The organism is Methylobacterium sp. yr668, from assembly GCF_900116245.1.
In the GTDB taxonomy this organism is placed as follows: domain Bacteria; phylum Pseudomonadota; class Alphaproteobacteria; order Rhizobiales; family Beijerinckiaceae; genus Methylobacterium.
In genome coordinates this window covers 39,428-65,301 of sequence record NZ_FOZY01000028.1, presented here as the reverse complement: position 1 = coordinate 65,301, position 25,874 = coordinate 39,428, and the positions used below count along the sequence as shown (strand labels likewise).

Annotated in this window: 22 protein-coding genes; 11 read left to right on the top strand and 11 right to left on the bottom strand. The window is 70.9% G+C overall.

Features of this window, described 5'->3' with window-relative positions:
* Positions 1-3: 3 nt before the first annotated feature.
* The 5 genes from BM419_RS25305 to BM419_RS25285 form a co-directional block, all read right to left on the bottom strand.
* Positions 4-876, bottom strand: a complete 873-nt coding sequence (locus BM419_RS25305; protein ID WP_091928045.1) for an NAD(P)-dependent oxidoreductase — start codon at positions 874-876, stop codon at positions 4-6.
* A 55-nt stretch (positions 877-931) separates the two neighbouring features.
* A complete protein-coding gene (locus BM419_RS25300; RefSeq protein ID WP_091928044.1) occupies positions 932-1,258 on the bottom strand; it encodes an NIPSNAP family protein in 327 nt (108 codons plus the stop codon).
* 12 nt (positions 1,259-1,270) lie between these two features.
* Positions 1,271-2,080, bottom strand: coding sequence for an N-acyl homoserine lactonase family protein (locus tag BM419_RS25295; RefSeq protein WP_091928043.1), 810 nt, complete (start codon positions 2,078-2,080; stop codon positions 1,271-1,273).
* Positions 2,081-2,207: 127 nt separating this feature from the next.
* Positions 2,208-3,446 (bottom strand): MFS transporter, encoded by a 1,239-nt coding sequence (locus BM419_RS25290; protein ID WP_091928042.1) that lies wholly within the window; start codon positions 3,444-3,446, stop codon positions 2,208-2,210.
* A gap of 146 nt (positions 3,447-3,592) precedes the next feature.
* The gene (locus BM419_RS25285; protein WP_244540858.1) at positions 3,593-4,345 is read right to left on the bottom strand and encodes an IclR family transcriptional regulator; all 753 of its coding nucleotides are present in this window, start codon (positions 4,343-4,345) and stop codon (positions 3,593-3,595) included.
* A gap of 407 nt (positions 4,346-4,752) precedes the next feature.
* Between BM419_RS25285 and BM419_RS25280 the strand changes: the two genes are divergently transcribed.
* The 8 genes from BM419_RS25280 to BM419_RS25245 all read left to right on the top strand — a co-directional run bounded on the left by BM419_RS25280 (position 4,753) and on the right by BM419_RS25245 (position 13,214).
* A complete protein-coding gene (locus BM419_RS25280; protein WP_244540857.1) occupies positions 4,753-5,763 on the top strand; it encodes an ABC transporter substrate-binding protein in 1,011 nt (336 codons plus the stop codon).
* 50 nt (positions 5,764-5,813) lie between these two features.
* A complete protein-coding gene (locus tag BM419_RS25275) occupies positions 5,814-6,965 on the top strand; it encodes an acyl-CoA dehydrogenase family protein (protein WP_091928040.1) in 1,152 nt (383 codons plus the stop codon).
* 5 nt (positions 6,966-6,970) lie between these two features.
* The gene (locus BM419_RS25270) at positions 6,971-8,101 is read left to right on the top strand and encodes an acyl-CoA dehydrogenase family protein (protein ID WP_244540856.1); all 1,131 of its coding nucleotides are present in this window, start codon (positions 6,971-6,973) and stop codon (positions 8,099-8,101) included.
* A gap of 16 nt (positions 8,102-8,117) precedes the next feature.
* The gene (locus BM419_RS25265; RefSeq protein ID WP_091928055.1) at positions 8,118-9,347 is read left to right on the top strand and encodes a CaiB/BaiF CoA transferase family protein; all 1,230 of its coding nucleotides are present in this window, start codon (positions 8,118-8,120) and stop codon (positions 9,345-9,347) included.
* Positions 9,344-10,147 (top strand): enoyl-CoA hydratase/isomerase family protein, encoded by an 804-nt coding sequence (locus BM419_RS25260; RefSeq protein WP_091928038.1) that lies wholly within the window; start codon positions 9,344-9,346, stop codon positions 10,145-10,147. The genes BM419_RS25265 and BM419_RS25260 overlap by 4 nt, the downstream gene beginning before the upstream one ends.
* A gap of 169 nt (positions 10,148-10,316) precedes the next feature.
* Positions 10,317-11,318 carry a TRAP transporter substrate-binding protein gene (locus BM419_RS25255; protein WP_091928037.1) on the top strand — a complete coding sequence of 334 codons (1,002 nt, stop codon included), beginning with the start codon at positions 10,317-10,319 and terminating at the stop codon, positions 11,316-11,318.
* Between the two features lie 28 nt (positions 11,319-11,346).
* A complete protein-coding gene (locus BM419_RS25250) occupies positions 11,347-11,934 on the top strand; it encodes a TRAP transporter small permease (protein WP_020093150.1) in 588 nt (195 codons plus the stop codon).
* On the top strand, positions 11,931-13,214 hold the full coding sequence (locus tag BM419_RS25245; protein ID WP_056533341.1) for a TRAP transporter large permease: 1,284 nt from the start codon (positions 11,931-11,933) through the stop codon (positions 13,212-13,214). The genes BM419_RS25250 and BM419_RS25245 overlap by 4 nt, the downstream gene beginning before the upstream one ends.
* 134 nt (positions 13,215-13,348) lie before the next feature.
* Here BM419_RS25245 and glpT read toward each other — a convergent pair whose 3' ends face one another.
* The 3 genes from glpT to BM419_RS25230 all read right to left on the bottom strand — a co-directional run bounded on the left by glpT (position 13,349) and on the right by BM419_RS25230 (position 17,310).
* Entirely contained in the window at positions 13,349-14,689 is a 1,341-nt protein-coding gene (gene glpT, locus BM419_RS25240; protein ID WP_020093148.1) for a glycerol-3-phosphate transporter, read from the bottom strand.
* A gap of 256 nt (positions 14,690-14,945) precedes the next feature.
* On the bottom strand, positions 14,946-16,451 hold the full coding sequence (gene glpD / locus BM419_RS25235; protein WP_091928036.1) for a glycerol-3-phosphate dehydrogenase: 1,506 nt from the start codon (positions 16,449-16,451) through the stop codon (positions 14,946-14,948).
* Between the two features lie 97 nt (positions 16,452-16,548).
* Complete coding sequence (locus BM419_RS25230; RefSeq protein ID WP_020093146.1) at positions 16,549-17,310, bottom strand: DeoR/GlpR family DNA-binding transcription regulator; 762 nt, start codon at positions 17,308-17,310, stop codon at positions 16,549-16,551.
* A gap of 218 nt (positions 17,311-17,528) precedes the next feature.
* Between BM419_RS25230 and BM419_RS25225 the strand changes: the two genes are divergently transcribed.
* The 3 genes from BM419_RS25225 (at position 17,529) to fixJ (ending at position 23,142) form a co-directional block, all read left to right on the top strand.
* On the top strand, positions 17,529-20,867 hold the full coding sequence (locus BM419_RS25225; RefSeq protein WP_091928035.1) for a PAS domain S-box protein: 3,339 nt from the start codon (positions 17,529-17,531) through the stop codon (positions 20,865-20,867).
* 114 nt (positions 20,868-20,981) lie between these two features.
* A complete protein-coding gene (locus BM419_RS25220; RefSeq protein WP_042669577.1) occupies positions 20,982-22,535 on the top strand; it encodes a PAS domain S-box protein in 1,554 nt (517 codons plus the stop codon).
* Positions 22,525-23,142, top strand: coding sequence for a response regulator FixJ (gene fixJ, locus BM419_RS25215; RefSeq protein ID WP_091928034.1), 618 nt, complete (start codon positions 22,525-22,527; stop codon positions 23,140-23,142). The genes BM419_RS25220 and fixJ overlap by 11 nt, the downstream gene beginning before the upstream one ends.
* A gap of 95 nt (positions 23,143-23,237) precedes the next feature.
* Here the strand turns inward: fixJ and efeB are convergent, their stop codons facing one another.
* The 3 genes from efeB to BM419_RS25200 all read right to left on the bottom strand — a co-directional run bounded on the left by efeB (position 23,238) and on the right by BM419_RS25200 (position 25,872).
* Positions 23,238-24,479: an iron uptake transporter deferrochelatase/peroxidase subunit gene (gene efeB, locus BM419_RS25210; protein ID WP_091928033.1), complete on the bottom strand. Its 1,242-nt coding sequence runs from the start codon at positions 24,477-24,479 to the stop codon at positions 23,238-23,240.
* 78 nt (positions 24,480-24,557) lie between these two features.
* A complete protein-coding gene (efeO, locus tag BM419_RS25205; RefSeq protein WP_091928032.1) occupies positions 24,558-25,445 on the bottom strand; it encodes an iron uptake system protein EfeO in 888 nt (295 codons plus the stop codon).
* Between the two features lie 241 nt (positions 25,446-25,686).
* Entirely contained in the window at positions 25,687-25,872 is a 186-nt protein-coding gene (locus BM419_RS25200; RefSeq protein WP_091928031.1) for a hypothetical protein, read from the bottom strand.
* Positions 25,873-25,874: the final 2 nt, after the last annotated feature.

Here is a 25,874-nt window from a genome sequence, read left to right as displayed (position 1 = left end):
GTCTCAGGCTCCCTCGGCCAGCAGGCGGTACATCTCGGTGTGGTCGGCCGCGGGCCCGACCTCGGCGGCGATGGCGTGCCAGGTCTCGATGCAGTGCCGGCCGAACCCGAGCGGGTAGTCGACCGATCGGGCCAGGGCCCCGGCGATGCCGAGATCCTTGTCCATCAGCTTCAGCGAGAAGCCCGAGGCGAAGCTGCCGCTGAGCATGAACTGCTTGACCTTGTTCTCGGAGGTGTTGCTGCGCCCGGACGAGGCGTTGAGCACGTCGGTCATGGCCTCCGGCGCGATGCCGAAGCGCTGCGCCACGTGGAGCGCCTCGACGGTGGCGAGCAGGCCCGCGGCGGAGACGAAGTTGTTCAGCGCCTTGGCGGCGTGGCCCGATCCCGCTTGGCCGATATGCAGGACGGATGAGCCCATCGCCTCCAGCACCGGCCGCCAGCGGGCGAGGAGATCCGCCTCGCCGCCGACGAGGATCGCGAGCGTGCCGTCCACGGCCCGCCGCACGCCGCCCGAGACCGGCGCGTCGAGATAGCCGAGCCCCTTCCCGGCGAGCGTCTCGCCGAGGGCGCGGGAGCGCACCGGCTCCGACGAGCTCATGTCGATCACGGTGGCCCCGGCCGGGAGCGCGTCGGCCCACCCCTCGTCGAGCAGCACCGCCTCGACGATGGCCGAGTTCGGCAGCATCGTGATCAGCAGGTCGAGTTCGGACGCGTTCTCCCGCGTGAGCGTCGCCGCGCCGAGGTCCCGGGCGAGCGCGTCGGCACGGCCGGCATCCGCGTCCAGCAGGCGGAGCGCGTGCCCCGCTCGGGCCAGGCACCGGCTCATGGGATCGCCCATCATGCCGAGGCCGATGACGCCGATGGTTCTCTGTTCCATGCCGTGAATATCCCTCTGAGCGACGGCCGGACTGGCCCGGCGCCGCGTGTCCCCGTCAGCGCAGGGCGGAGAAGTCCGTGGGGGTGAGGAAGGTGTTCTCGATCCGGGCGACGATCGGCCGGTCCTTCTCGGTCTCGGCGCGGGCGGCGATCCAGTCCGGATCGGCCTGGAAGGCGTTCCAGCGCGCCTCGCGCTGGGCCATGTCCTCCCACTTGAGCAGGTAGGTGAGCGCGTGGTTGTCGGGACCGACGAGCGTGGTCCAGAAGCCGACCTGCTCGATGCCGTATTTCTGGAAGAAGCCGAGCGTGGTGGAGCGGAACCGCTCCAGCAGGGCCGGCAATCGGGTCGGGGCGCAGTAGTAAACGCGCATCTCGACGATCATGGAATCCTCCGGTCAGTAGGTCGGTGAAGCGGTCGGAGGCAGGTCGACGCGCGCGATCCAGCCGGCGACATCCGCGGACGCCGGCGGGTAGATCGCGAGAACCTGCGGATCGTGGCCCGGGACGATGTGATCCTCGGACTCGGCCAGATGCCGGACCGTCCGGTAGCCCTCGAACATGTCGCCGACATTGTAGACGATGGGATAGGCGAGCCGGCGACCGATATTGGCGTAGAAGTGCGCGGCGTCGGAGGCCAGTACGACCCAGCCGCGCGCGGTCCGGACTCGGACGATCTGCAGGCCGTCCGAATGGCCGCCGACCCGGTGGAGGGTGATCCCCGGATACAGCGTGTCGGTCGTCTCGCGGAAGCGGACGCGGTCCTCGAACAGGCGGTCCACCATCGCTTTCACGTCCTCGGCGGCGAAGGGGTGGCGGACCTCCGGATGGCACATGCACCGGCCGGTGCAGAACGCCATCTCGCGTTCCTGGACGTGGAAGCGGGCCGTCGGGAACAGGTCGTGGTTGCCGGCGTGGTCGTAATGCAGGTGGGTCAGGACGACGTCCTGAACCCGCAGCGGGTCGACGCCGATCCGCGCCAGGCCCTCCTCGACCGGCCGCACGATGCTGCGGCCCCGCTTCGTCGCCATCGTGCGGTCGAAGCCGGTATCGACGACGATCGTCCTGCCACCGCCGACGACGACCCAGACGAAGTAGTCGATCGGCATCGGGCCGTCGTGAATGTCCCCGCCGATGAAGTTCTCGCGGGCCATACGGTGATGATGCGCGTACTTGATCGCGTAGAGCTCGTAGATCTCTGCGTCCATGCGGGCGTTTCCTTCGGGCGGCCGGTTGACCCGGCTCATCCTCGCCGATGCCTCTCATCCGCGGGCCGAATGGAGCACATCGTCCGACAATCTGTCAATCTGGCAAAATCTGATCCGCATCCGCCGGTCAGGCCGGCGCCCTCGGGCGACGCAACGCGAAGCCGAACACCCACAGCGACAGGCCGAGATTGATCGCCGCCACGGCCAGCATCACCTCCAGCAGGGGCAGCAGGCCGAGCCGTTCGGCGACGTAGCCGCAGGCCAGGGGCGTGATCGCCTGGCCGAGGAGCGGGAGGCGGGCGAGCCGGCCCATCGCCGCCGCGTACTGGCCCTGTCCGTAGAGCGCCAGCGGCAGCGTGCCCCGCACGACGGTGCGCATGCCGTTGCCGGCGCCGTAGAGCACCATCGCGAGCCACGCCAGGGACGGGATCGTCGCTAGCAGCAGGAGCCCCAGCCCGACGCTGGCGCTCGACAGGAGCAGGGACCAGGCCGGGTGGGCGCGGCGGCCGAGGGCCAGTTCGACGACGCGCACGCCGACCTGGGCGGGACCGATCAGGCCGGTCAGGGCCACCGCGGCGGTCGCGCCGACGCCCAGCGTCTGCAGCAGGTTGAGCAGTTGCACCGAAGTGGCGGTCATGATCATCGCCGCCATCGTGAAGGTCACGGCGAGCAGGCGCTCCGCCGGCAGGCGCGCCGCTTCGGTCGAGCCGGTCGGCTCGTAGGGCCGGGGCGCCGCGGCGGGCTCGACCGCGCCCCGGCTCCGGGCCGGCAGCGCCCAGGCGAAGAGTGGGACCACGAGGGCGACAGACAGGATCGCGTAGGTGAGGCAGGCCCCGCGCCAGCCGACATGATCGACCAGGAACCGCGTGGCGGGCCAGCAGAGCGAGACCGCGAAGCCCGACGAGATCGCGATCTGGGTCATCGCCCCGCGCGCGGCGGCGCCGTAGGCTTGGCCGATCGCCGCGAAGAGCGGGTCGTAGAGCGCGGCCGACATGCCGAGGCCGGCGACCATCCAGGCGAGCAGGAAGACCGGGAGGGACTGCGCGACCGCCATCAGCACGAGGCCCGCCGCGATGATCGTGGCGCCGGCTACGAGGACCGGCCGCCCGCCGTGACGCCGGATCATGCGGCCGACGAACGGCGCGGGCAGGCCCGACACGAAGATCGCGAGCGAGAGCGCGCCCACCACCATCGCCTGCGGCCAGTTGGTCTCGGCGACGATCGGGTCCGAGACGACGGCGGTGAGGAAGAACGTGCCGCCCCACAGGACGATCTGCGTGACGCCGAGGGCGACGTTGCCGGCGATGGTCGGACGCGGCAGCGTATCGGGCGGCTCTGAGCCGCGCGCGGTTGGGGCGCCGGGCACGATGATGATGTCTCCCAGTGGTCGTCTTCGAGGCTGCAGGGCCTCGAGCCTCACTAGCGCGCTACCGGGCCGATCAGCCCCGCAATCCTCGATCTGCAGCCGTGCGCGGCGTTCGGAGGTGACGGCGGGGTCGACGGCGACCGGCATCAGGGCCGCGACGGATCCTCCGGCAGGAACCGCGCCACCGCGTCGTGGATCGTCGCGGCGATCTCCGCTTCCCGACGCTCGAACTCGTCGAGCAGGCCGGACACGGCGACCGCCAGCGGGCGGCCCTTGCTGTCGATGCGCCGGGGCAGCGGGACCGCGATCGAGCCGGCGCCCGGCGTGACGAGCCCGCGGGAGAGGAAGTGCCCGTCCAGCCGCAGCCGCGCCAGGTTGGTCAGGACGGCCGCGACCGCGATCGGCGGCTGCTCGGCCGGCGCCTCCGCGTTCGTGCGGCGGACCAGCGGACCGATCTCGGCCTCCGGGCTGTCGGCGAGGAGCGCGGTGCCAGTCGCCGACCAGACGACGAGGCGGCGCGTCCCGGGCGGAACGTGGAAGCGCATGGCGGTGCGCGCCTGCAGGACGTGGACGTACTGCGAGAAGATCGCGTTGCGCGCGGCGAGGATCACCGTCCCGCCCGTGCGCTCCGACAGGTGCTCGAGCATGCGCACGAGGCTGCCGTCGCGCACCGGTCCCTTGTCGAGCCACGCGCCGAGGAGCGCCACCCGGGGCGACGGCAGGAAGCTGCGGCTCGCCGGGTCGTAGTCGAGATAGCCGAGCCGGACGAGGCTCTTCAGGAGCACCGACGTCGAGGATTGCGGGACGCTCAGCCGCTCGGCGATCTCGGAGACCCTGGCTTCCCGCTGGATCTCGTCGAACAGCTCCAGGATCTGAAGCACCCGTCCGGCGGACTTCACCAGGGCCACATCCGAACCGGCGGGATCAGCCCCCACCGTCAGGTCGGTGGACGCGGTGCCCCGCGGAGCGATGCGCTCAACCATGACGCGACGCGCGAAACGACAGTCCCGGAAGCCGCACAGCTCGAAACGGCCCAGGTCGCCCACGCGCGAATCCGTGGTGATCGCGGCGCATCGCAGGCACGTTCCCTTCTCCGCCGCGCCAACAGCCCGCGCCGCTCTCCGGCACTATAGATCCGGCATGCCCGGCGACTCCCATCATATATGTGATATTCTTTAGCATATGGGCGATGGCGGTTGATGCCGGGTGCGGGCTCTGCCCTACTCGTGCGTGGTGTCGGACCCGCCTGACTGACCGGCACCGGGAGACCGCGCGGCAAGCGCGGCCCTGCTCGGGAGGAATGCCGATGTCGCTCCGCCACGCGGCCGTCGCCGCGCGCCTCCTCGCCGCCGCGCTGATGCTCCCGTCCCTCGGCGGGGCGGCGCGGGCCGAGACGGCCTCCGTCCGCATCGGCCTGCAATACGGCCTCGTCTACCTGCCGGTGATGATCGCGCAGAGCGAGGGGCTGTTCGACAAACGCGCCAAGGCGGCGGGGCTCGACGGATTGTCGGTCACGCTGACCCGCTTCAGCGGCTCGACGGCGATGAACGACGCGCTGCTCTCCGACAGCGTCGAACTCGGCACCCTCGGCTCAGCCGGTGCCCTGATCGCCTGGGACAAGACCCGCGGGAGCCAGCAGATCAAGAGCCTCACCGCCCTGAGCTCGGTCGTCTACACGCTATTCACCGGCAAGCCCGGCGTGACCGCACTGAAGGACTTCACCTTCGGCGACAAGATCGCGGTCCCGGCCTTCAACTCGCCTCAGGCGATCCTGCTACGGGTCGCGGCGGCCCAGCAGCTCGGCGGATCGGCCAAGGCCGACGCGCTGATGGTAAGCCTGCCCCATCCGGACGCCACCGCGGCGATGCGCGCCGGACAGGGCATCGCCGGCTACTTCGCGACGCCGCCCTTCACCCAGGTGCTGCAGGCGGATCCGAAGATCCGGACGGTCATGACCTCGACCGGCCTGATCGGCAGCGGCGACATCACCGCCGCGACCCTGAACGCGAAGCAGGGGTTCGTCGACGCGAACCCGAAGGTCGCGCAGGCGATCCGCGCCGGGATGGAGGATGCGGTGGCGCTGATCCGCAGCGACCCCAAGCGCGCGGCGTCGATCTATCTCGCCTCGGAGCAGGTTCAGATCGACCGCGCGCAAGTTGAGGCGATCCTGACCGACGGTTCCATCGTATACGACGTGGCCCCGAAGGGAATGGTCGCCCTCGCCAAGGCGATGGCGACGCAGGGCTTCCTGCGGAAGGTGCCGGGCGACTGGCAGGAGATCTTCTTCCCCGGCCTCGAGGGCCGCGACGGCAGCTGAGCGCCGCGGATTCGGCGCCGCCAGCCCGTCCCGCCGCTCAGGGAGCCCCGATGCACAGTTTCCGCTTCAGCGCCGAGCCGCTCCCGCCCGAGGCCGAGGCCGCCCGCGCGTCCGTCCGCGCCTTCCTCGACGCGGAACGGGCGGCCGGGCATTTCGTCCCGCACCGGACCTCGTGGACGACCTTCGACGCCGCCTTCAGCCGGCGCGCGGGGGCCGCGGGCCTCATCGGCCTGACCCTGCCGGAGGCCTATGGCGGCCACGGCCGCTCCGGCCTCGTCCGCTTCGTCGTCACCGAGGAGATGCTGGCGGCCGGCGCCCCCTGCGGCGCGCACTGGATCGCCGACCGCCAGTCGGGCCCGCAGATCCTGCGGCACGGCACCGAGGCGGCCAAGCGGGCGATCCTGCCGCGGATCTGCCGGGGCGAGTGCGCCTTCGGCATCGGCATGAGCGAGCCGAATTCCGGCTCGGACCTCGCCGCCGTCCGGACCCGCGCGGTCCGCGACGGCGACGATTGGGTGATCAACGGCTCCAAGATCTGGACGACGAACGCCCATCAGGTCGACTACCTGCTGGCCCTGGTCCGGACCGGCGAGCCGGGGCCGGACCGGCACGGCGGGCTGACCCAGTTCATCGTCGACATGGCGGCCCCCGGGGTGACGGTGCGGCCGATCCTCGACCTGTCGGGCCACCACGAGTTCAACGAGGTGTTCTTCACCGATCACCGCGTCGCCGACGCGATGCGGGTCGGCGCCGAGGGCGCGGGCTGGGGCCTCGTCACCGAAGAGCTCGCCTTCGAGCGCTCGGGGCCCGACCGCTTCCTGTCGGATTACCGGCTGCTCGTCGAACTCGTCGACCGGATCGGGCCGGAGCCGGACCGGTTCCAGGCGGTCGAGACCGGGCGTATGGTGGCGCAGCTCACCGCGCTCCTCGGGATGTCGGCCTCGGTTGCGCGCCTCCTCGACCAGGGCGTCGTGCCGGGCGTCGAGGCGGCGCTCGTCAAGGATGTCGGCAACAGCTTCGAGCGCGCGGTGCCGGAGATCGCCCGGCGGCTGGTGCCGGTCGAGCCGAGCCTCACCGCGCAGGGCGACGCCTTCCGCGAGGCTCTGGGCGGCGTGACCCTGCGGGCACCGTCCTTCACGCTGCGCGGCGGCACCCGCGAGGTCCTGCGCGGCGTCATCGCCCGGGGGCTGGGGCTGCGATGAGCCGGATGGAGCACGCCGAGGCCGGCGACGCGGTCGACGGGATCGTCCTCGATCAGGTCGAGCGGCTGCTCGCCCAGCACCTCACGCCGGCGCTGCAGGCCGCCTGCGACGGGGCCGCGGGCGCGGCCGCAAGGGCGGCGGATCTCTGGCCGGCGGATCTCTGGACGGCGCTCGCCGAGAACGGCCTGCCGCTGGCGCTGGTGCCCGAGGCGGAGGGCGGGATCGGCCTCGCCGCCACCACCGCCGCCCGGCTGATCCGACGCTGCGGCCGGGCCGCCCTCCCCCTGCCCCTGCCGGAGACCGTCGCGGGCGCGGCGCTCTGGGTCGCCGCGGGGGGACAGGCGGGCGACGGCGCCCTGTCGCTGGCCCCGGGCGGTGGCCCCGTGCGGATCGCGCCGCACGCGGAGGGCTTCGTCCTGGACGGACGGGTCGCGCAGGTGCCCTGGGGCGGTTCGGTCGCGGCCCTGCTCCTCGACGCCGTCGACGCGGCCGGCGTCCCGCACCTCGTGAGGATCGCCGCCCCCGAGACGATCCGTGACACGCACCACAATCTCGCGGGCGAGCCGCGCGACACGCTCGATCTGACCGGCCACACCGTCCCGGCCGAGGATGTCCGCGCTGCGCCGGGCTGGGCGACCGGCGCGGGCGTGCCGTCCGTCGAGGCCGTCGGCGCCTGGGTCCGGGCGCAGCAGATGGTGGGCGCCCTGGAGACCTGCCTCGGCTCCGCCCTCGCTCACGCCCAGGAGCGGCAGCAATTCGGCCGGCCGCTCGCCAAGTTCCAGGCGATCCAGCACATGCTGGCCGAGGCCGCGGGCCACGTCGCGGCCGCGACTGCGGCCGCCGACCTTGCCGCCGCCTGCTGGGGCGACCCGCGCTTCGTCCTCGCCACCGCCATCGCCAAGGCGCGCTGCGGCGAGGCGGCGGGCCACGTCGCGGCGATCGGCCACCAGATCCACGGGGCCATGGGCTTCACCCAGGAGCACCCGCTCCACCGCGCGACGCGGCGGTTGTGGTCCTGGCGCGACGAGTTCGGATCCGACGCCCTCTGGCAGGAGCGGATCGGGCGCGCGGTCTGCGAGGGTGGCGGCGCGGCCCTCTGGCCGATGCTGGTCCGGCTCCGGGGCGGCGCCGGCTGAGATGGGAGACCTGTGCGTGCCGGATCACTCCGCCGAGACTCAGCCCCCTGAGACGAACACGGCCGGCCCGCTCGCGGGCGTGCGGGTCGTCGACCTGACCAGCGTGATCATGGGGCCCTCGGCGACCCATATGCTGGCCGATCTCGGCGCCGACGTGATCAAGATCGAGACGCCGGAGGGCGATTCCTTCCGGCATTACCGGCCTGCCCGCGGCGCCGGGATGGGCGGCAACTTCCTGCACCTCAACCGCAACAAGCGCAGCGTCCGCCTCGACCTGAAGCGGCCGGCGGCGCGGGCCGCCCTCGACCGGCTGATCGCCACGGCCGACGTCTTCGTCCACTCCATGCGGCCCGACGCGATCCTGCGACTGGGCTACGGCTACGAGCGGGTGCGCGCACTCAGGCCCGACATCGTCTTCTGCGGCGCCTACGGGTTCGGGGCCGACGGCCCCTACGCCCACAAGGCGGCCTACGACGACCTGATCCAGGCGGGCTCGGGCCTCGCGGCACTCCAGACCGCCGCCTATGGCCAGCCCGGCTACCTGCCCACGGTGCTGTGCGACAAGATCGCCGGACAGGCCATCGCCTGCGCGATCCTCGCCGCCCTCTACGAGCGCCGGGCCGGCGGCGGCGGGCAGGCGGTCGAGGTGCCGATGTTCGAGACCATGGTGGAGTTCAACTTCGTCGAGCACATGGTCGGCTACGCCTTCGAGCCGCCGCTCGGTCCGCCGGGCTTCAACCGGGTCCTGAGCCCGCGGCGCAAGCCCTACCGGACCCGGGACGGCCACGCCTGCATCCTGCCCTATTCCGACCGGAACTGGCGCGACTTCTTCATCCACACCGGCCGGCTCGAGTTCGTGGACGATCCCCGCTTCGCGCCGCTCGCCGTGCGGGTGGAGAACATCGAGATCCTCTACGCCCTGATCGAGGTGGAGGCGCCGCGCCGGACCACCGCCGAGTGGGTGGCGTTCTGCGATTCGGTGAGCATCCCGTGCATGCCGGTCCTCGGCCTGGAGGACCTGCCGGAGGACGCGCACCTGAAGGCGGTGGGCTTCTTCGGCAGCGCCGAGCACCCGAGCGAGGGGCGCTACCGCACCATGCGCCGGCCGGTCTCGTTCAGCGGCAGCCGCTTCGCGATCCGCCGCCACGCCCCCCGGCACGGCGAGCACACCGCCGAGGTCCTGGCCGAGGCCGGGCTCGACCCGGCCGAGATCGCCGCCCTGACCCTTGAGGAGACCGTCCAATGAGCAGCGCGGGCGAGACAGGCGGCGCGGGGGAGGACCTGCTGTTCTCCGTCGCCGACGGGGTGGCGACCATCACGCTGAACCGGCCCGAGCGGAAGAACGCCTTCACCTTCCCGATGATCGAGGCCTGGACGGAGGCCCTGCGGCGCTGCCGCACCGACGCGGCGATCCGCGTCGTGGTGGTGACCGGCGCGGGCTCGGCCTTCTGCAGCGGCGGCGACATCGTCGAGATGGGCGAGCGCCTCGACCAGCCGCCGGCACGACGCAAGGAGGAGCTTTACGGGCGGATCCAGCGCATCCCGCTGACGCTGGAGGATCTCGACAAGCCGGTGATCGCCGCCCTGAACGGCGTGGCCACCGGCGCCGGCCTCGACCTCGCCCTGATGTGCGACCTGCGCTTCGCCGCCAGGAGCGCCCGCTTCGCCGAGACCTACGTGCGGGTCGGCCTCGTCCCGGGCGCGGGCGGCGCCCATTTCCTGCCCCGCCTTGTCGGGACCGCGAAGGCGCTGGAGCTGTTCTTCACCGGCGATTTCGTCGATGTCGACGAGGCCCTGCGGATCGGCCTCGTCAACGGCGTCCACGCCGACGCGGACCTGATGCCGGCCGTGGCAGCGCTGGCGCGGAAAATCGCCAAGGCGCCGCCGCTGACGCTGAGCCTGATCAAGCGCGCGGTCTACCAAGGCATGCGCAACGACCTGCGCACCAACCTAGACCTGATCTCCTCGCACTACGCCGTCGTCACCGCGACGCCCGAGCATCGGGAGGCCGTGCAGGCTTTCATCGGGGGGCGCGACAGGACCTGACGCGTCGGGGCCCGGTCCCATTGCCGCCCGCATCAAGACCGAAACGTTTGTGCGGGCGACATCTTCCCCCCGGCGTCGCACTTTCGCGCTTGTCGCCACCGCGCTCACCTGCAAGTCTATCCAAAATTCAATCCGCGCAACGACGCGGGCTCAGGTCTGGGAGGACGCGATGACGGCTCGGATACTCGGTGCGCTCGTGTGTGCGCTCGCCTTCGTCACGCCGGCCGCGGCGCAGAGCCCCATCGTCATCAAGTTCAGCCACGTCACCACCACCGACACGCCCAAGGGCCAGGGCGCCGAGCGGTTCAAGCAGCTCGCCGAGGAGCGCACCAAGGGCGCGGTCAAGGTCGAGATCTACCCCAACAGCACGCTCTACAAGGACAAGGAGGAGGTGGAGATGCTCCAGCTCGGCGCCGTGCAGATGCTGGCGCCGTCCACGAGCAAGTTCGGGCCCCTCGGCGTGAAGGAGTTCGAGGCCTTCGACCTGCCCTACATCTTCCCCAATGAGCAGGTGCTGCGGCGCGTCCAGGACGGGCCGATCGGCCAGGGCCTGTTCAAGAAGCTCGAGACCAAGGGGATCAAGGGCCTCGGCTACTGGGACAACGGCTTCAAGATCCTCACCGCCAACAAGCCGATGCACGCCCCCGAGGACGTGAAGGGCCTGAAGTTCCGGATCCAGTCCTCGAAGGTTCTGGAGGCGCAGTTCAAGCAGCTCGGGGCGCTGCCGCAGGTGCTCGCCTTCTCCGAACTCTACCAGGCGCTGCAGACCGGCGTGGTCGACGGCCAGGAGAACCCGCCGTCGAACGTGACGACCCAGAAGCTCAACGAGGTGCAGAAGCACGCCACGCTGACCTACCACGGCTACATCGGCTACGCGGTCATCGTGAACAAGGGCTTCTGGGACGGGCTGCCGGCCGACATCCGCACCACCCTCGAGGGCGCCATCAAGGACGCGACCGCCTACGAGCACGAGATCGCCGACAAGCAGAATGAGAAGGCGCTCGCCGACATCCGCGCCACCGGCAAGACCGAGGTCTACACTCCGACCGATGCCGAGAACGCCGCGTGGCGCAAGGCCCTGGCGCCGGTCCAGCGCGAGATGGCCTCCCGCGTCGGCAAGGATCTGGTCGCGGCGCTGAACAAGGAAGCCGAGGCGGCGCCGAACAACTGATCCCGCCGCAGCAGCGCCCGGACCGACCATGTTGCTGAAACTGCTCGATCGGCTCGAAGAGGTGCTGATCGGAACCCTGATGGCGGCCGCGACCGTCATCACCTTCGCCACGGTGGTGCACCGGTTCCTCTCCGGCATCCCGGCGCTGCAGGACTACACCGACCGGATCGACTTCGGCTGGTCGCAGGAACTGTGCATCTACATGTTCATCTGGGTGGCGAAGTTCGGCGCGGCCTACGGCGTGCGCACCGGCATCCACGTCGGCGTCGACGTGCTGGTCAACCGCCTGCCGCCGGGCGCGCGCCGGGTGATGGTCCTGGTCAGCCTCGCGGCGGGCGCGCTGTTCACCGGAATCGTCGGCACGCTCGGCACGAACTTCGTCTGGCGCATCGGCCACACCGACCAGACGACGCCCGACATGGAGATCCCGGTCTGGATCGTCTACCTTGCGATCCCGCTCGGCTCCTACCTGATGTGCTTCCGCTTCCTGCAGGTCGCGTGGAGCTACTGGAAGACCGGGCATCTGCCCGCCCGCGATCACGCCCATGTCGACGGCGTCCCGACCGTCGAGGGTGTCGACCCGATCCAGCTCGGCCGCGAGGGAGGCCCCGCATGAGCGGCCTGATCATCTTCGGGCTGCTCATCGCCCTCATGCTCACCGGCATGCCGATCTCGATCGCGCTCGGCCTGACGGTGCTGACCTTCCTGTTCACCCTCACGCAGGTGCCGATCGAGAGCGTCGCGCTCAAGCTGTTCACCGGGATCGAGAACTTCTCGATCATGGCGATCCCGTTCTTCATCCTCGCCGGCAACTTCCTGGCCCATGGCGGCGTGGCGCGGCGGATGATCGCCTTCACGACCTCCCTCGTCGGGCACTGGCCGGGCGGCCTCGGCCTCGCCGGCGTGGTCGCCTGCGCGCTGTTCGCCGCCGTGTCGGGGTCGAGCGTGGCGACCGTGGTGGCGATCGGCTCGATCATCCTGCCCGCCATGGTGGCGGAGGGCTACCCACGGCGCTTCGGCGCCGGGGTGATCACCACCTCGGGGGCGCTCGGCATCCTCGTGCCGCCCTCGATCATCCTCGTGCTCTACGGGGTGTCGACGAATTCCTCGATCGGCAACCTGTTCCTCGCCGGTGTGATGCCCGGAATCGTCCTGTCGGCGATGCTGGCGAGCGTCACCTTCGTCATCGCCAAGCGCCGCGGCTATCCGCGCATGCCGAAGGCGTCCTGGGCCGAGCGCCTGCGCGCCTTCCGCGAGAGCGCCTGGGGCCTGTTCCTCGTGGTGATGGTGATCGGCGGCATCTACGCCGGCATCTTCACCCCGACCGAGGCGGCCGCGACGGCGGCCGTCTACGCCTTCGTCATCGCGGTGTTCGTCTACCGGGACCTGAAGCTGTCGGACGTGCCCCGCGTGCTCCTCGCGTCCGCCAACATGAGCGCGATGCTGCTCTACATCATCACCAACGCGGTGCTGTTCTCGTTCCTGATGACGTCGGAGAACATCCCGCAGACGATGGCGGCGTGGCTGATCGCCATGAACTTCAGCCCGCTGGTCTTCCTGCTCGTCGTCAACATCATCCTGCTGATCGCCGGCAACGTGATGGAGCCGTCCTCGATCCTGCTGATCATGGCGCCGATCCTGTTCCCGATCGCGGTCAAGCTCGGGATCGACCCGATCCATTTCGGGATCATCATGGCGGTCAACATGGAGGTCGGCCTGTGCCACCCGCCGGTCGGGCTCAACCTCTACGTGGCGAGCGGGATCGCCCATATGGGCATCTCCGAGCTGACCGTCGCCGTACTGCCCTGGTTGCTGACGATGCTGGCCTTCCTGGTCCTGGTGACCTACTGGCCCGCCCTGTCCCTGTGGCTCCCGCGGGCGCTCGGGGCGATGTGACGGCCTGACGACCGGCGGAAGGATCCGATCGTCACGCTCGGCGCCGGGACGGCCGCTCCGGGCGCCCGTCCCGATCGCACCGGCACGGGCCGGCAGGAAGCCTGAGCATCCCTGCCGTGCCCGGAAACCGCCGCTCAGGCAGGCTGCGCGACCGCGGTGCTGCTGTGCCGCAGGGTCAGCGACAGGCAGACGATCGCGAGGACGCAGGCCGCCAGCAGGAGAATGAAGCAGCCGTTCCAGCCGTAATGGTCGGTCGTGTAGCCGACCAGCGCGCTCGCCGCGACGGAGCCGCCGAGATACCCGAACAGGCCCGTGAAGCCCGCCGCCGTTCCGGCCGCCTTCTTCGGCACGAGCTCGAGGGCCTGAAGGCCGATCAGCATCACCGGCCCGTAGATCAGGAAGCCGATGCAGATCAGGGCCGCGAGATCGACGCCCGGATTGCCCTCGGGATTGAGCCAGTAGACCAGCGTCGCCGCCATGACGCCGAACATGAACACCACGCCCGTCGCGCCCCGGTTGCCGCGAAACAGCTTGTCGGACAGCCAGCCGCAGAGAAGGGTACCGGGAATGCCGGCCCACTCGTAGAGGAAGTAGGCCCAGGAGGTCTTGTCGACCGAGAAGTGCTTGGCCTCCTTCAGGTAGGTCGGCGCCCAGTCCAGCACGCCGTAGCGGAGCAGGTAGACGAAGACGTTGGCGAAGGCGATGTACCAGAGCATCCGGTTCTTCAACACGTGCTCGACGAAGATCTCGCGCGTGGAGAACTCGCGCTCGTGGTTCGCGTCGTAGCCGTCCGGATAATCGTCCTTCCAGGCCTCCACGGAGGGCAGCCCGCAGGATTGCGGCGTGTCGCGCATGGTGATGAAGGCGAAGACCGCGACGCCGAGCGCCACGGCGGCGGGCACGTAGAACGCCGCGTGCCAGTCGTTGAACCAGGCCAAGCCGAGCAGGAAGAGCGGGCCGATCAGGCCACCGCCGACGTTGTGCGCCACGTTCCAGACCGAGACGACGCCGCCGCGCTCCTTCTGGGACCACCAGTGCACCATCGTGCGGCCGCTCGGCGGCCAACCCATGCCCTGGAACCAGCCGTTGAGGAACAGCAGCACGAACATGATGCCGACGCTGGAGGTCGCCCAGGGCACGAAGCCGAACAGGAACATCACCAGCGCCGAGAGCACGAGGCCGATCGGCAGGAAGTAGCGCGGGTTGGAGCGGTCCGAGACCATGCCCATCAGGAACTTGGACAGACCGTACGCGATCGCGACGGCGGAGAGCGCGGTGCCGAGCTCACCGCGGCTGTAGCCCTGCTCGACGAGGTAGGGCATCGCCAGCGAGAAGTTCTTGCGCAGAAGGTAATAGCCCGCATAGCCGAGAAAGATGCCCGCGAAGATCTGCCAGCGCAGCTTGCGGTAGGTCGGATCGACGCGATCCGTCTGAATGGGTGGCCTGTGGGCCGCGGGAGCGAGAAAGCCGATCATGGCGCGCCTTGGTGCTTGAGACCGCGGATGGACCCGGGCTCATCCCGGGCGCATCTCGGATTGGACGGGGTGCTGAGGTGCAGCGCTCAGCGTCGTGCCGTATCGGCGCGCCGACGCGCGATCCGCGCGTCCGGTCTCGACCTGTGGCGATGGTAAACGGCATGGTCCGGTCGCGGCATCGTTTCCTCCTGTGATGCGGCGCTTCTCCGGCCGGGCCGGGTCGCCGTCTCTCGGTCTCGCTGCGTCCTTGCCGGAATCAGACGGCGGCGGCCATCGCGCCGTCGGTGCGGCCGGTCATGGCCGCGATCCGCGCTCGGAGCGCCTCGACCTCGTCGGGCGAGAAGGCGAGACCGAGCTTCGACCGGCGCCAGAGAACGTCCTCGGCGGTGCGGGCCCATTCCCGGTCCATCATCCAGCGCAGCTCGCCCTCGTGGAGGCCGTGTCCCAGATCGGGTCCCAGATTCGAGGCGATGCGCAGCGCGTCCGTCCCGTAGGCGGCCACCATGCGCTGGACCGTGGCGGCGCCGAGCCGGGGCGCGGTGCGGGCGAGGCGCGCCTCGAGCTCGGCCACCCCGTCCACCGCGAAGTCGCCGCCCGGCAGCGCGGCGCCTCCGGTCCACGAGCGGCCGCGCGCCCCGAGGCGCTGACCGATCTCCTTCAGGGCATCCTCGGCTAGCTTGCGGTAGGTGGTGATCTTGCCGCCGAAGATGTTCAGCACCGCCGCCTCGCCGGCCGCGCCGTCCGTCTTCAGCACGTAGTCGCGCGTCGCCTCCTGCGCCGCGGAGGCGTGATCGTCGTAGAGGGGGCGCACACCCGAGAAGGACCAGACGATGTCCTCCCGGCGAAGCGGCGTCGCGAAGTACTCGCTGGCGGCGCTCAGGAGATAGGCGATCTCCTCCTCGGTGATCGCCGCGTCGGCGGGATCGCCGGAGAAGTCGCGGTCCGTCGTGCCGACGAGCGTCGTGTCGTTCGCGTAGGGGATCGCGAAGATGATCCGTCCATCCGCGTTCTGGAAGATGAAGGCCCGGTCGTGGTCGTAGAGCTTGCGCGTCACGATGTGCGAGCCCTGCACGAGGCGCACGTGCTTCGCCTCTCTCCGGCCGAGCGGGCCCTGGATCACCCGGTCGACCCAGGGGCCGGCCGCGTTGACGAGGAAGCGCGCGGCGATCTCCTCCTCGCGGCCGGTCCGAAGCTCGCGCCGGACGATGCGCCAGAGATCGCCCTCGCGCCGGACCGAGACGACGCGGGTCCCCACCGCGATCTCGGCGCCCCGCGCCTCGGCGTCGCGCGCGTTGAGCACCACCAGGCGCGTGTCGTCGACGCGCGCGTCCGAGTACTCGAAGCCGCGCCGGAACTCGGATTTGAGCGGGGCGCCGATGGGGCCGGAGAGGTCCACGGGGCGCGTGCCGGGCAGGCGCTTGCGGCCACCGAGATGGTCGTAGAGGAACAGGCCGATCCGCAGCAGCCAGGCCGGACGCAGGCCCGCGTGGAGCGGCAGGACGAAGCGCAGCGGGCGCACGATGTGGGGCGCGATCCGCCAGAGCACCTCGCGCTCGGCCAGCGCCTCCCGCACGAGGCGGAACTCGTAGTGCTCCAAGTAGCGCAGACCGCCGTGGATCAGCTTGGTCGACCATGACGAGGTGCCGCTGCCCAGGTCATTCTGCTCGGTCAGCGACACCGAGTATCCCCGGCCGGCCGCGTCCCGCGCGATGCCGCAGCCGTTGATCCCTCCGCCGATGACGGCAACGTCGAACGTCCGCATGATCCTCCCCCTCTCGTGCCGCGGCGTCGGACGCGCGGCTGCGAAAGCAGAGGAATTGAATACGAAACCAAAGGAAAGTCAATCGAAACCGATACGCTCAGCGACCGGTTTCGACGAGCCGCACTCCGGACGCGCGGCACAGGTCGCGCAGCGTGTCGCTGGGGCAGCGATCGGTCACGAAGGTGCCGACCTGGCTGAGCTGGGCGAGCCGGACCGGCGCGCTGCGCTCGAACTTGGTGGAATCGGCGACCAGCACGACGTGGCGGGCGTTGGCGATGATCGCCTGCGCGACCCGGACCTCGCGATAGTCGAAGTCGAGGAGGGCCCCGTCCTCGTCGATCGCCGAGGCCCCGATCACCGCGAAATCGACCTTGAACTGGCGGATGAAATCCACCGCCGCCTCCCCGACGATCCCACCGTCCGAGCGGCGGATCAGGCCACCCGCCACGATGCACTCGATCTCCGGGCTGGGCCGCAGGGCGAGCGCGACGTTGAGGTTGTTGGTGATGACCATGAGGCCGGAATGGCTCAGCAGCGCCCGGGCGACGGCCTCGGTGGTGGTGCCGATATTGATGAACAGCGAGGAGCGGTCCGGGATCAGGTCGGCGGCCGCGCGCGCGATCGCCGCCTTCTCGGGCGCCGCGATCGCGTTGCGTGCCTCGTAGTCGAGGTTCTCGGCGCCCGCGCCGAGCACCGCCCCGCCGTGGATGCGCGAGAGGAGGCGCGCGTCGCAGAGGTCATTCAGGTCCTTCCGGATGGTCTGCACGCTGACCGCGAACCGGCCGGACAGGGCATCGACCGAGACGCGCCCCTCGGTCCGGGCGACGTCCATGATCGCGTTCTGACGCTCCGAGAGCATGCCTTCAGACCTCCGCGCGGCGAAAACGAAACCGGTTTCGGTGCGAACGCGCGAACGATGCCGAAAAGCGAAGGCGCGCTCTGAACCGGCCTTCACGCCTAGCGGATTCACCTCCGGGAGGAAACGTCCGGACCCCGCGGCCCGGCCCGGCGGATGTTGACGATGCGCGCCCGCGCGTCGACAAGCGCCGCGATGGAACGGTTTCGGTATTCGCATCGATGACGCGCGCGGCCGTCCCGCAGAACTGGTCTCCGGTCGGAGGCGGGGATCTCGGCGACCTGATCCGCGGTCATGACTGGGCGGCGACGCCGCTCGGGGCCATCGCCTCCTGGCCCGCGCCCGTCCGGACCATCGTCCAGACCCTGCTGCTCTCGCCGGTCCCGACGGTGGCGATCTGGGGAAGCGACGGGATCCTGGTCTACAACCGGGGCTACGCGGAGGTCTGCGGCCCGCGCCATCCGGAGGCCCTCGGCGGGCGTCTCCTGGAACTCTGGCCGGAAGCCCGCGCCTTCAACGCGCACGTGATCGCCAGCGGCCTGGCCGGTCGCCCGCTCAGCTTCCGCGCCCAGGAACTGGAGCTCTGGCGACACGGGCGTCCGGAGACGGTCTGGATGGACCTCGACTACACGCCCATCCTGGACGACGACGGGACGCCGATCGGCACGCTCGCCACGGTGCGCGACATCACCGAGCGCGTCCTCAGCGAGCGTCGGATCGCCGAGAACGAGAGCCGCCTCGGCTTCCTCGACCAGCTGGGCCAGGCAACCGCGAACGCCCGCGACGCCGGCACGATCTTACAGATCACCACGCGCTGCGTCGGCGCACACCTGAACCTGTCGAATTGCGCCTACGCCGACATGGATCCGGACGGCGACGGCTTCACCATCCGCGGCAACTGGCACGTGCCGACGGCGCCCTCGATCCTCGGGCATTACAGCCTCGCCGATTTCGGCGCCCTGGCCGTCCAGGAACTCAATGCCGGCCGGCCGCTCATCATCAACGACAACGCCGCCGAGCTCGCCCCGCACGAGGCCGAGGCCTTCCGGGCGATCGGGATCGCGGCCACCATTTGCATGCCGCTGGTGAAGGACGGACGGCTCGCCGCCCTGATGGCCGTCCACCACGCGCGGCCTCACCGCTGGTCGCGCGCCGAGCTCGCGCTCATCCGCGAAGCGACCGAGCGCTGCTGGGCGCATATCGAGCGTGTCGGCGCGGAGGCGAGCCTGCGGCTCAGCGAGGCGCGGCTCCGCGCCCTGGTCCACGCGACCTCCGACGTGGTCTACCGCATGAGCCCGGACTGGCAGGAGATGCGCCAGCTCCACGGCCGCGGCTTCCTGTCCGACATGGCGGAGCCGAGCGTGCGCTGGCTCGACCGCTACGTCGATCCGGCCGACAGGTCCGAGGTCATGGCCGCCGTCAACGATGCGGTCAGCCGCAAGGGCCTGTTCGAACTCGAGCACCGGGTCCGGCGCGCCGACGGCGGCGTCGGCTGGACGCTGTCGCGCGCGGTGCCGCTGATCGATCGGCACGGGACCGTCACCGAGTGGTTCGGGATGGCCAGCGACGTCACGTTCCGCCACGAGGCCGACGCGCGGCTCAGGGAGAGCGAGGCCCGCTTCCGCGCCATGGCGGACGACGCGCCGGTGATGACCTGGATCACCGACGAGACCGGGGCGTGCATCTACCTCAACCGGCGCTGGTACGAGTTCACCGGGCAGGCGGAGGCCGAGGCGCTCGGCCTCGGCTGGCTGGACGCGATCCATCCCGACGACCGCGCCCACTCCGAGCAGGTGTTCCTGGCGGCGAACGCCGACCGGGCGTCGTTCCGCCTCGAATACCGCCTCCGGGACGGGGACGGCCGGTACCGCTGGGCGCTCGACGCCGCGTCGCCGCGGTTCGCCTCCGACGGCGCGTTCCTCGGCTATTTCGGCTCGGTCATCGACATCGACGAGCGCCGCGAGGCCGAGGCGCGGCTGCGCACGCTGACCGACGTCGTGCCGGCCTTCGTCTGGTTCGCCTCGCCGGACGGCCGCCTGCATTACCTGAACGACCGCTGGTGCGCGTATACCGGCCTCGACACGCAGGCGTCGCTGCCCGATGGCTGGATCGAGGCGGTGCATCCGGACGATCGCGCGCGGACGGCGGCGGTCTGGGCGGACGCGCGCGAGCGGGGCGTCACCTACGAGATCGAGGTGCGCTATCGACGGCACGACGGCGCGTATCGCTGGTACATGGCCCGGGCCGAACCGCTGCGCGATCCCGGGGGGACCATCACCGCCTGGTTCGGGACATCGACCGACATCCACGACCGCAAGCTGGCGGAAGACGGCCTGCGCGAGTTGAACGAGACCCTGGAGAGCCGTGTCGCCGAGCGCACCGGAGAGCTGCTCAAGACCGAGGAGGCGCTGCGCCAGTCGCAGAAGATGGAGGCCGTGGGCCAGCTCACCGGCGGCGTGGCGCACGACTTCAACAACCTGCTCACCATCATCCGCTCGTCCGTCGACTTCCTGCGCCGGCCCGAGCTGCCCGAGGCGCGCAAGGCCCGCTACCTCGACGCGGTGTCCGACACGGTCGATCGCGCCGCCAAGCTGACCGGCCAGCTTCTCGCCTTCGCCCGCCGCCAGACCCTGGACCCGCAGGTCTTCGACCTCGGCGACCGGTTGCGGGCCGTGGCCGAGCTGCTCGACACGGTGACGGGCGCGCGGATCCGGATCGTCACCGCGATCCCGGAAGTCTCCTGCGCCGTGCGTGCCGACCTGAGCCAGTTCGAGACGGCGCTGGTGAACATCGCCGTCAACGCGCGCGACGCGATGGACGGCGAGGGCACCCTCACGCTGCGATTGACCTGCACCTGTCCTCTGCCGGCGATCCGCGGGCACGCGGCGAGCGCGCGGCCGTTCGCGGCGATCGCGCTCACCGATACCGGCTCCGGCATCGCCCCGAACGTGCTGGACCGGATCTTCGAGCCGTTCTTCACCACCAAGGAGGTCGGCAAGGGGACGGGCCTGGGCCTGAGCCAGGTATTCGGCTTCGCGAAGCAGTCCGGCGGCGATGTCGCGGTCGAGAGCGTGCTCGGCGCGGGGACGACCTTCACGCTCTACCTGCCCGAAGTCGCGGCCGAGTCCGCGCCGTACGCCGTCGTCGCCCCCGCGGAGCCGGCCTCCCCCATCGGTTCCGGCCAGCGCGTTCTGGTGGTGGAGGACAACGTCGAGGTCGGCACCTTCGCCACGCAGATTCTGGAAGATCTCGGTTACGAGACCACCTGGGCCGCGAATGCCGAGGAAGCCTTGGACCGGCTCGGACCCGAGGGAACGGAGTTCGACGTCGTGTTCTCGGACGTAGTGATGCCGGGGATGGGCGGGCTGGCCCTCGCGCAGGAACTGAGGCGCCGGATGCCGCGGCTTCCGGTGCTCCTGGCCTCAGGCTACAGCCACGTCCTCGCGCAGGACGGCGCGCACGGATTCTCGGTCCTGCACAAACCCTACTCGGCCGAGCAGCTCGGACGCCTGCTTCGGCAAGTCACCGCGCGGAAGCAGGGCGCGACGGCGACGCCGTGAGCTGCTGCGGCGCGCACGCGCGCCCCCCGGCTGTTTGCTGATGCAACCGGCGGTGTAAGACGGGCGCCGACGACCCGGACGGATGACGGTGCCGTCCCCCCGCGCGCGACTGACATGACGACGCCTGAACACCCATACGCGCCCGCCACCGGCGACGGCGGCCCGTTCGACGCCGACGGCCTGCGGCTGACGCTGGACGAGGCCGGCATCTGCGGCTGGGCCCTCGACATCCCGACCGGGCGCGTCACGATCCTCCCGTCCTGCATCCGCCTGTTCGGCGTGCCGCCGGACCGTCTCACCACCCTGGACGAGATCCAAGCGCGCGTTCACCCGGACGACCGCGCCGCCCGGGCGGCGGCGATCGGGCGCGCGCTGACGGACGGCGGAAGCTACGAGATCGACTTCCGCGCCGTGCATCCTGATGGACGCGTTCACTGGTTGCGCTCGCGCGGGCGCGTGCAGGTCGATGCCGGCGGCCGGCCGTGCCGGCACCGGGGCGTGGTCTTCAGCATCCACGCGCAGAAGCAGGCCGACGAGGAGTTGCGGGCGCGCGAGGCGCACCTGCGCTCGATCCTCGACACGGTCCCCGATGCGATGATCGTCATCGACGAGCAGGCGCAGATCAAGTCGTTCAGCGCGGCCGCCGTGCGCCAGTTCGGCTACGGCTCGGACGAGATGGTCGGGCGGAACGTCAGCGTGCTGATGCCGGAGCCGTACCGCAGCCAGCACGACGCCTACATGGCCCGCTACCTCCGGACGGGCGAGCGCCGGATCATCGGCATCGGCCGCGTCGTGGTCGGCCAGCGCAAGGACGGCTCCACCTTCCCCATGGAGCTGTCGGTCGGGGAGATGCGCTCGGGCGGCGAGCGCTACTTCACCGGCTTCATCCGGGACCTCACCGAGCGGAACGAGACCGAGACGCGCCTGCAGGAGCTGCAGTCCGAGCTGGTGCACATGTCGCGCTTCACCGCCCTCGGCGAGATGGCCTCGACCCTGGCCCACGAGATCAACCAGCCCCTGACGGCGATCGCGAGCTACCTGAAGGGCTGCCGCCGCCTCCTCGGGCGCATGGAGGGTCCCGAGGTGCCCCTGCTCGCCGACGCGGTGAACCAGGCGGCCGACCAAGCCCTGAGAGCCGGGCAGGTGATCCGGCACCTGCGGGATTTCGTGTCGCGCGGCGAGAGCGAGCGGCACATCGAGGGATTGCCGAAGCTGATCGAGGAAGCGAGCGCCCTCGCCCTCGTCGGCGCCAAGGAGAAGGGTGTGCGCGTCCGCTTCGATCTCGACCCGGACGCGCCCCTCGTGATGGCGGTCCGGATCCAGGTGCAGCAGGTCCTGCTCAACCTCATCCGCAACGCGATCGAGGCCATGCAGGACGTCGCCCGGCGCGACCTGACCGTCGCCACGCGGGCGCTGCCCGCCGAGGGCCTGGTCGAGGTGCGCGTGTCGGATACCGGGACCGGCATCGCGCCCGAGATCGCCGAGCAGCTCTTCCAGCCCTTCGTGACGACGAAGGCGAACGGCATGGGCGTCGGCCTGTCGATCTGCCGGACCATCGTCGAGGCCCACGGCGGCAAGATCCAGGCCGGACCCGGTCCGGACGGCGGGACGACCTTCCGCTTCACCCTGCGCACCTTCGACCGCGAGGAGATGGCTCATGTCGAGTGACGCGCCCGTGCACATCGTGGACGACGATCTCGCGGTGCGTCAGGCGCTGGCCTTCCTGCTGGCGACCGACGGGCTGACCGTCCGCGTCCACGATTCCGCGACCGCCTTCCTGGCGGCGGAGCCCGAGCGCGTCCGCTGCGTCGTCACCGACGTGCGCATGCCCGGCATCGACGGCGTCGAGCTCCTGCACCGCCTCCGTCAGCGGGGTAGCCTGCCGCCGGTGATCGTCATGACGGGCCACGCGGACGTCGCCCTCGCGGTCGCGGCCATGAAGGCCGGCGCGGTCGACTTCATCGAGAAGCCGTTCGACGACGAGGTGCTCCTCGCCAGCATCCGCTCGGCACTGGCGCGCTCGGACCGGACGGCCAAGCGCGCGTCCGAGCGCGACGCGGTGCGGGCGCGCCTGGCCGAACTGACCGAGCGCGAGCGGCAGGTGCTGGAGGGACTGATCGCCGGCAAGGCCAACAAGGTGATCGGCCTCGATCTCGGCATCAGCCCGCGGACGGTGGAGATCTACCGGGCAAACGTCATGTCCAAGCTTCAGGCCGGCAGCCTCTCCGAACTCGTCCGCATGGCCCTGATCGCGGGGCAGACGGACGGCGACTGAGTGCGGGAGCGGTCCCGCAGCCGGCCGGTCCCTCGGGCGCCCCGGGGGCAGCATCCGGGGGCGGTGGTCCGAGCCGGGATCCGCGTCGACGCCGTCTAGGTCGTGGCCAGCATTCCTTCCCCGAGGAAGGAGCCGGGCCCCGGCACGCCGGGCAGAGCGAAGAAATAGCCGCCGCCGATCGGGCGGATGTACTCTTCGAGCCCCTCGCCGGACAGACGGTTCTGCACGGTGACGAATCCGGCGGCGAGGTCGGCCTGGTAGCAGACGAACAGCAGGCCCATGTCGAGCTGGCCGGCGGCGGTCAGCCCGCGGGAATAGTTGTAGCTGCGGCGCAGGATCAAACTGCCCTCGGTGCCCGGCAGGCGCGGATTGGCGAGACGGATATGGGCCGCGAGCGAGATCGCCTCGCCGTCCGGGTCGGCGGCGTAGTCGGGGACGTCGCGCTCGTGTCCCTGCCGGAGCGGCGCGCCGCTGCCCTTGTGCCGCCCGATGATGGCCTCCTGCTCGCCGAGCGGCGTGCGGTCCCAGCGCTCGACGAGGGTGCGGATGATCCGCACCACCTGGTAGCTTCCGCCCGTCGTCCAGGCCGGCTCGTCCTGCCCCGCTCCGACCCAGACGTAACGGTCCATCATCCGGAGGTCCCGCACGTCGAGGTTGGCGGTGCCGTCCTTGAAGCCGAGCATGTTGCGCACGGTGTCGGCCCCCATGGTCTTCACAACGTGGGGCGGGAGGAAGCCCTCCATCTTCCAGCGCGGCGTGAGGAGGCCGGGCGTCGCCTTGATGACGTCGCGCAGGGCGTGGATGTTGGTCTCGGCGGTGTTCGAGCAGAACTGGATCAGCAGGTCGCCGTGGCACTGCGCCGGGTCGAGGGCGTCGTTGGGGAAGCGCTCCATCGGCCCGAGATGGCGCGGGCGGGCGCGACCCAGGCCGAACCGGTAATCGAACAGGCTCGCGCCGACCGACACGGTGGCGGTGAGATTGTCCGGGAGGATGGTCGGCCCGAGGATGCCGGAATTGCGCGGCGGGAGCTGCGGGTGAAGATCAGGCACGGCACCGCCGCGCGTCAGGAAGGCGAGGCGCTCGGTGAGCGTCCGGAACAGGTGGGGCAGCTCGCCGCGCCGCTCGGCCAGCACGTCGAAGGCCACGTACAGGGCCGCGGCCGGCTGCGGGGTGACGATCCCGGCCTGATGGGGGCCGTAGAAGGGCTGGGCGACGAGCGTCCCCTCGGTGGCGGTGGTCGGCGTCGCGTCCTCGGCCCGGGCGGGCCCGAGGAGCGCGGCGGCGCCGAGGCCGCCGAGAAACCGGCGGCGGGTGGGAACCGGTGAAAGGAAACGCATCGTCGCTCGGCAAAATCTGGTCGCGCTGCCGCCTTTAGCCACGAAGAGAGGCCACAGCGCGGCACCTCGGCAATGATATCAGTCTAGACCGAGCCGGCCACGCAGCGTCGACAGATCTTCAGCCAGAAGGGTGATGGGCCCCTTCAGGGCGTTGCGGTCCCGGGCGGTGAGGTTGTCGTAGCTCTGGAAGCCGCCGTCCGGACTGCGGTAGCGCGCGAGCAGGTCCTCGACTCGCTTGTAGCTGCGCTCGACCCGGGCCACGAAGTCCCGGTCCGTCAGCAGCGGCCGCAGGAGCGTGAACACCACCTTCGAGCCCTCGATATTGGCCTGGAAGTCCCACAGGTCGGTGCGGCTGTAGCGCTCCTCCTCGCCGCTGATCTTGGTGGCGGCGATCCCCTCGATCAGGGCCGAGGCTGCCCCGACCGCCCGGGCGGGCGGGATGGCGAGCGCCGCGAGTCGGGCGCGCAGGGTCACGGTCTCGGCGGTGAGCCGCTCCGCGACCTCGCCGAGCCCCTCCGTGGTGCCGAGGGTGAACAGCGCCATCTCCAGCCGATGGAAGCCGACGAAGGCGGGATCGCGCTCGCGCAGCTCGAACTCGTCGCTGCGCACGTCGAGACGCTTGATCAGCTCGGGAAACAGGGCCGCCACCGGCTCGATACGCTCGTAGGGCGCGCGCGCCGGGGCGTAGAGCCGGCGCGCCTCCGCGAGCTGCCCGGCCTGGATCGCCGCGACGAAGCGCGCGGTCTCGCGCACGAAGGCGTCGGCCTGGGCCACGACGTAGGTCCTGTACGCCGCGAGGGCCGCAGCCAGCTCCGGCGGCACCGGCCGGGACGGCCGGGCGGGACGCGGGCTGTCCGGCATGTCGAGGGACCAGCCCGGGCGGGGATCGCCGACGCCGATCAGCGCCGCCAGAGCGAGGGCCGCGATGCGGGATCGGTCCCGGGCGAGGCTTGGAGACGCGGGCATGGGCGGCGGCGCATCGTGACACGGGGCGCGGCCCGAGCCGGCCGCATCGACCGGCTAATCGAGGCCTCACCGGCGGGCAACTGCCGACCGCGGCGGCGGTTCGCGGCGGGCCGTGGTCGACCAGCCTTCCGACGGCCTCGCGGAGCATGATCGCGGTGCGCTCAGACGAGGAGCGGAATCACGATCGCGAGCAGGACATTCCCGCCGACGAGCAGGATCAGAGGAAGCGTCTCCATACCGGTCAGCCCAGGCAGGACCGGGCGCGGATCCCGGCCATCGCGGGCTTCGCCGGACAGGCGGGCGCGTCCGCGGCGTAGCTCCGGGTGCCGGCCTGCTGCCCGGTGACCGCCTGCGAGAGCGCCGGCAGGTAGGTCGTGCCGACCATGATGCCGGCCGAGAGCAGGAGGCGGGCGATGACGTCGAGCATGG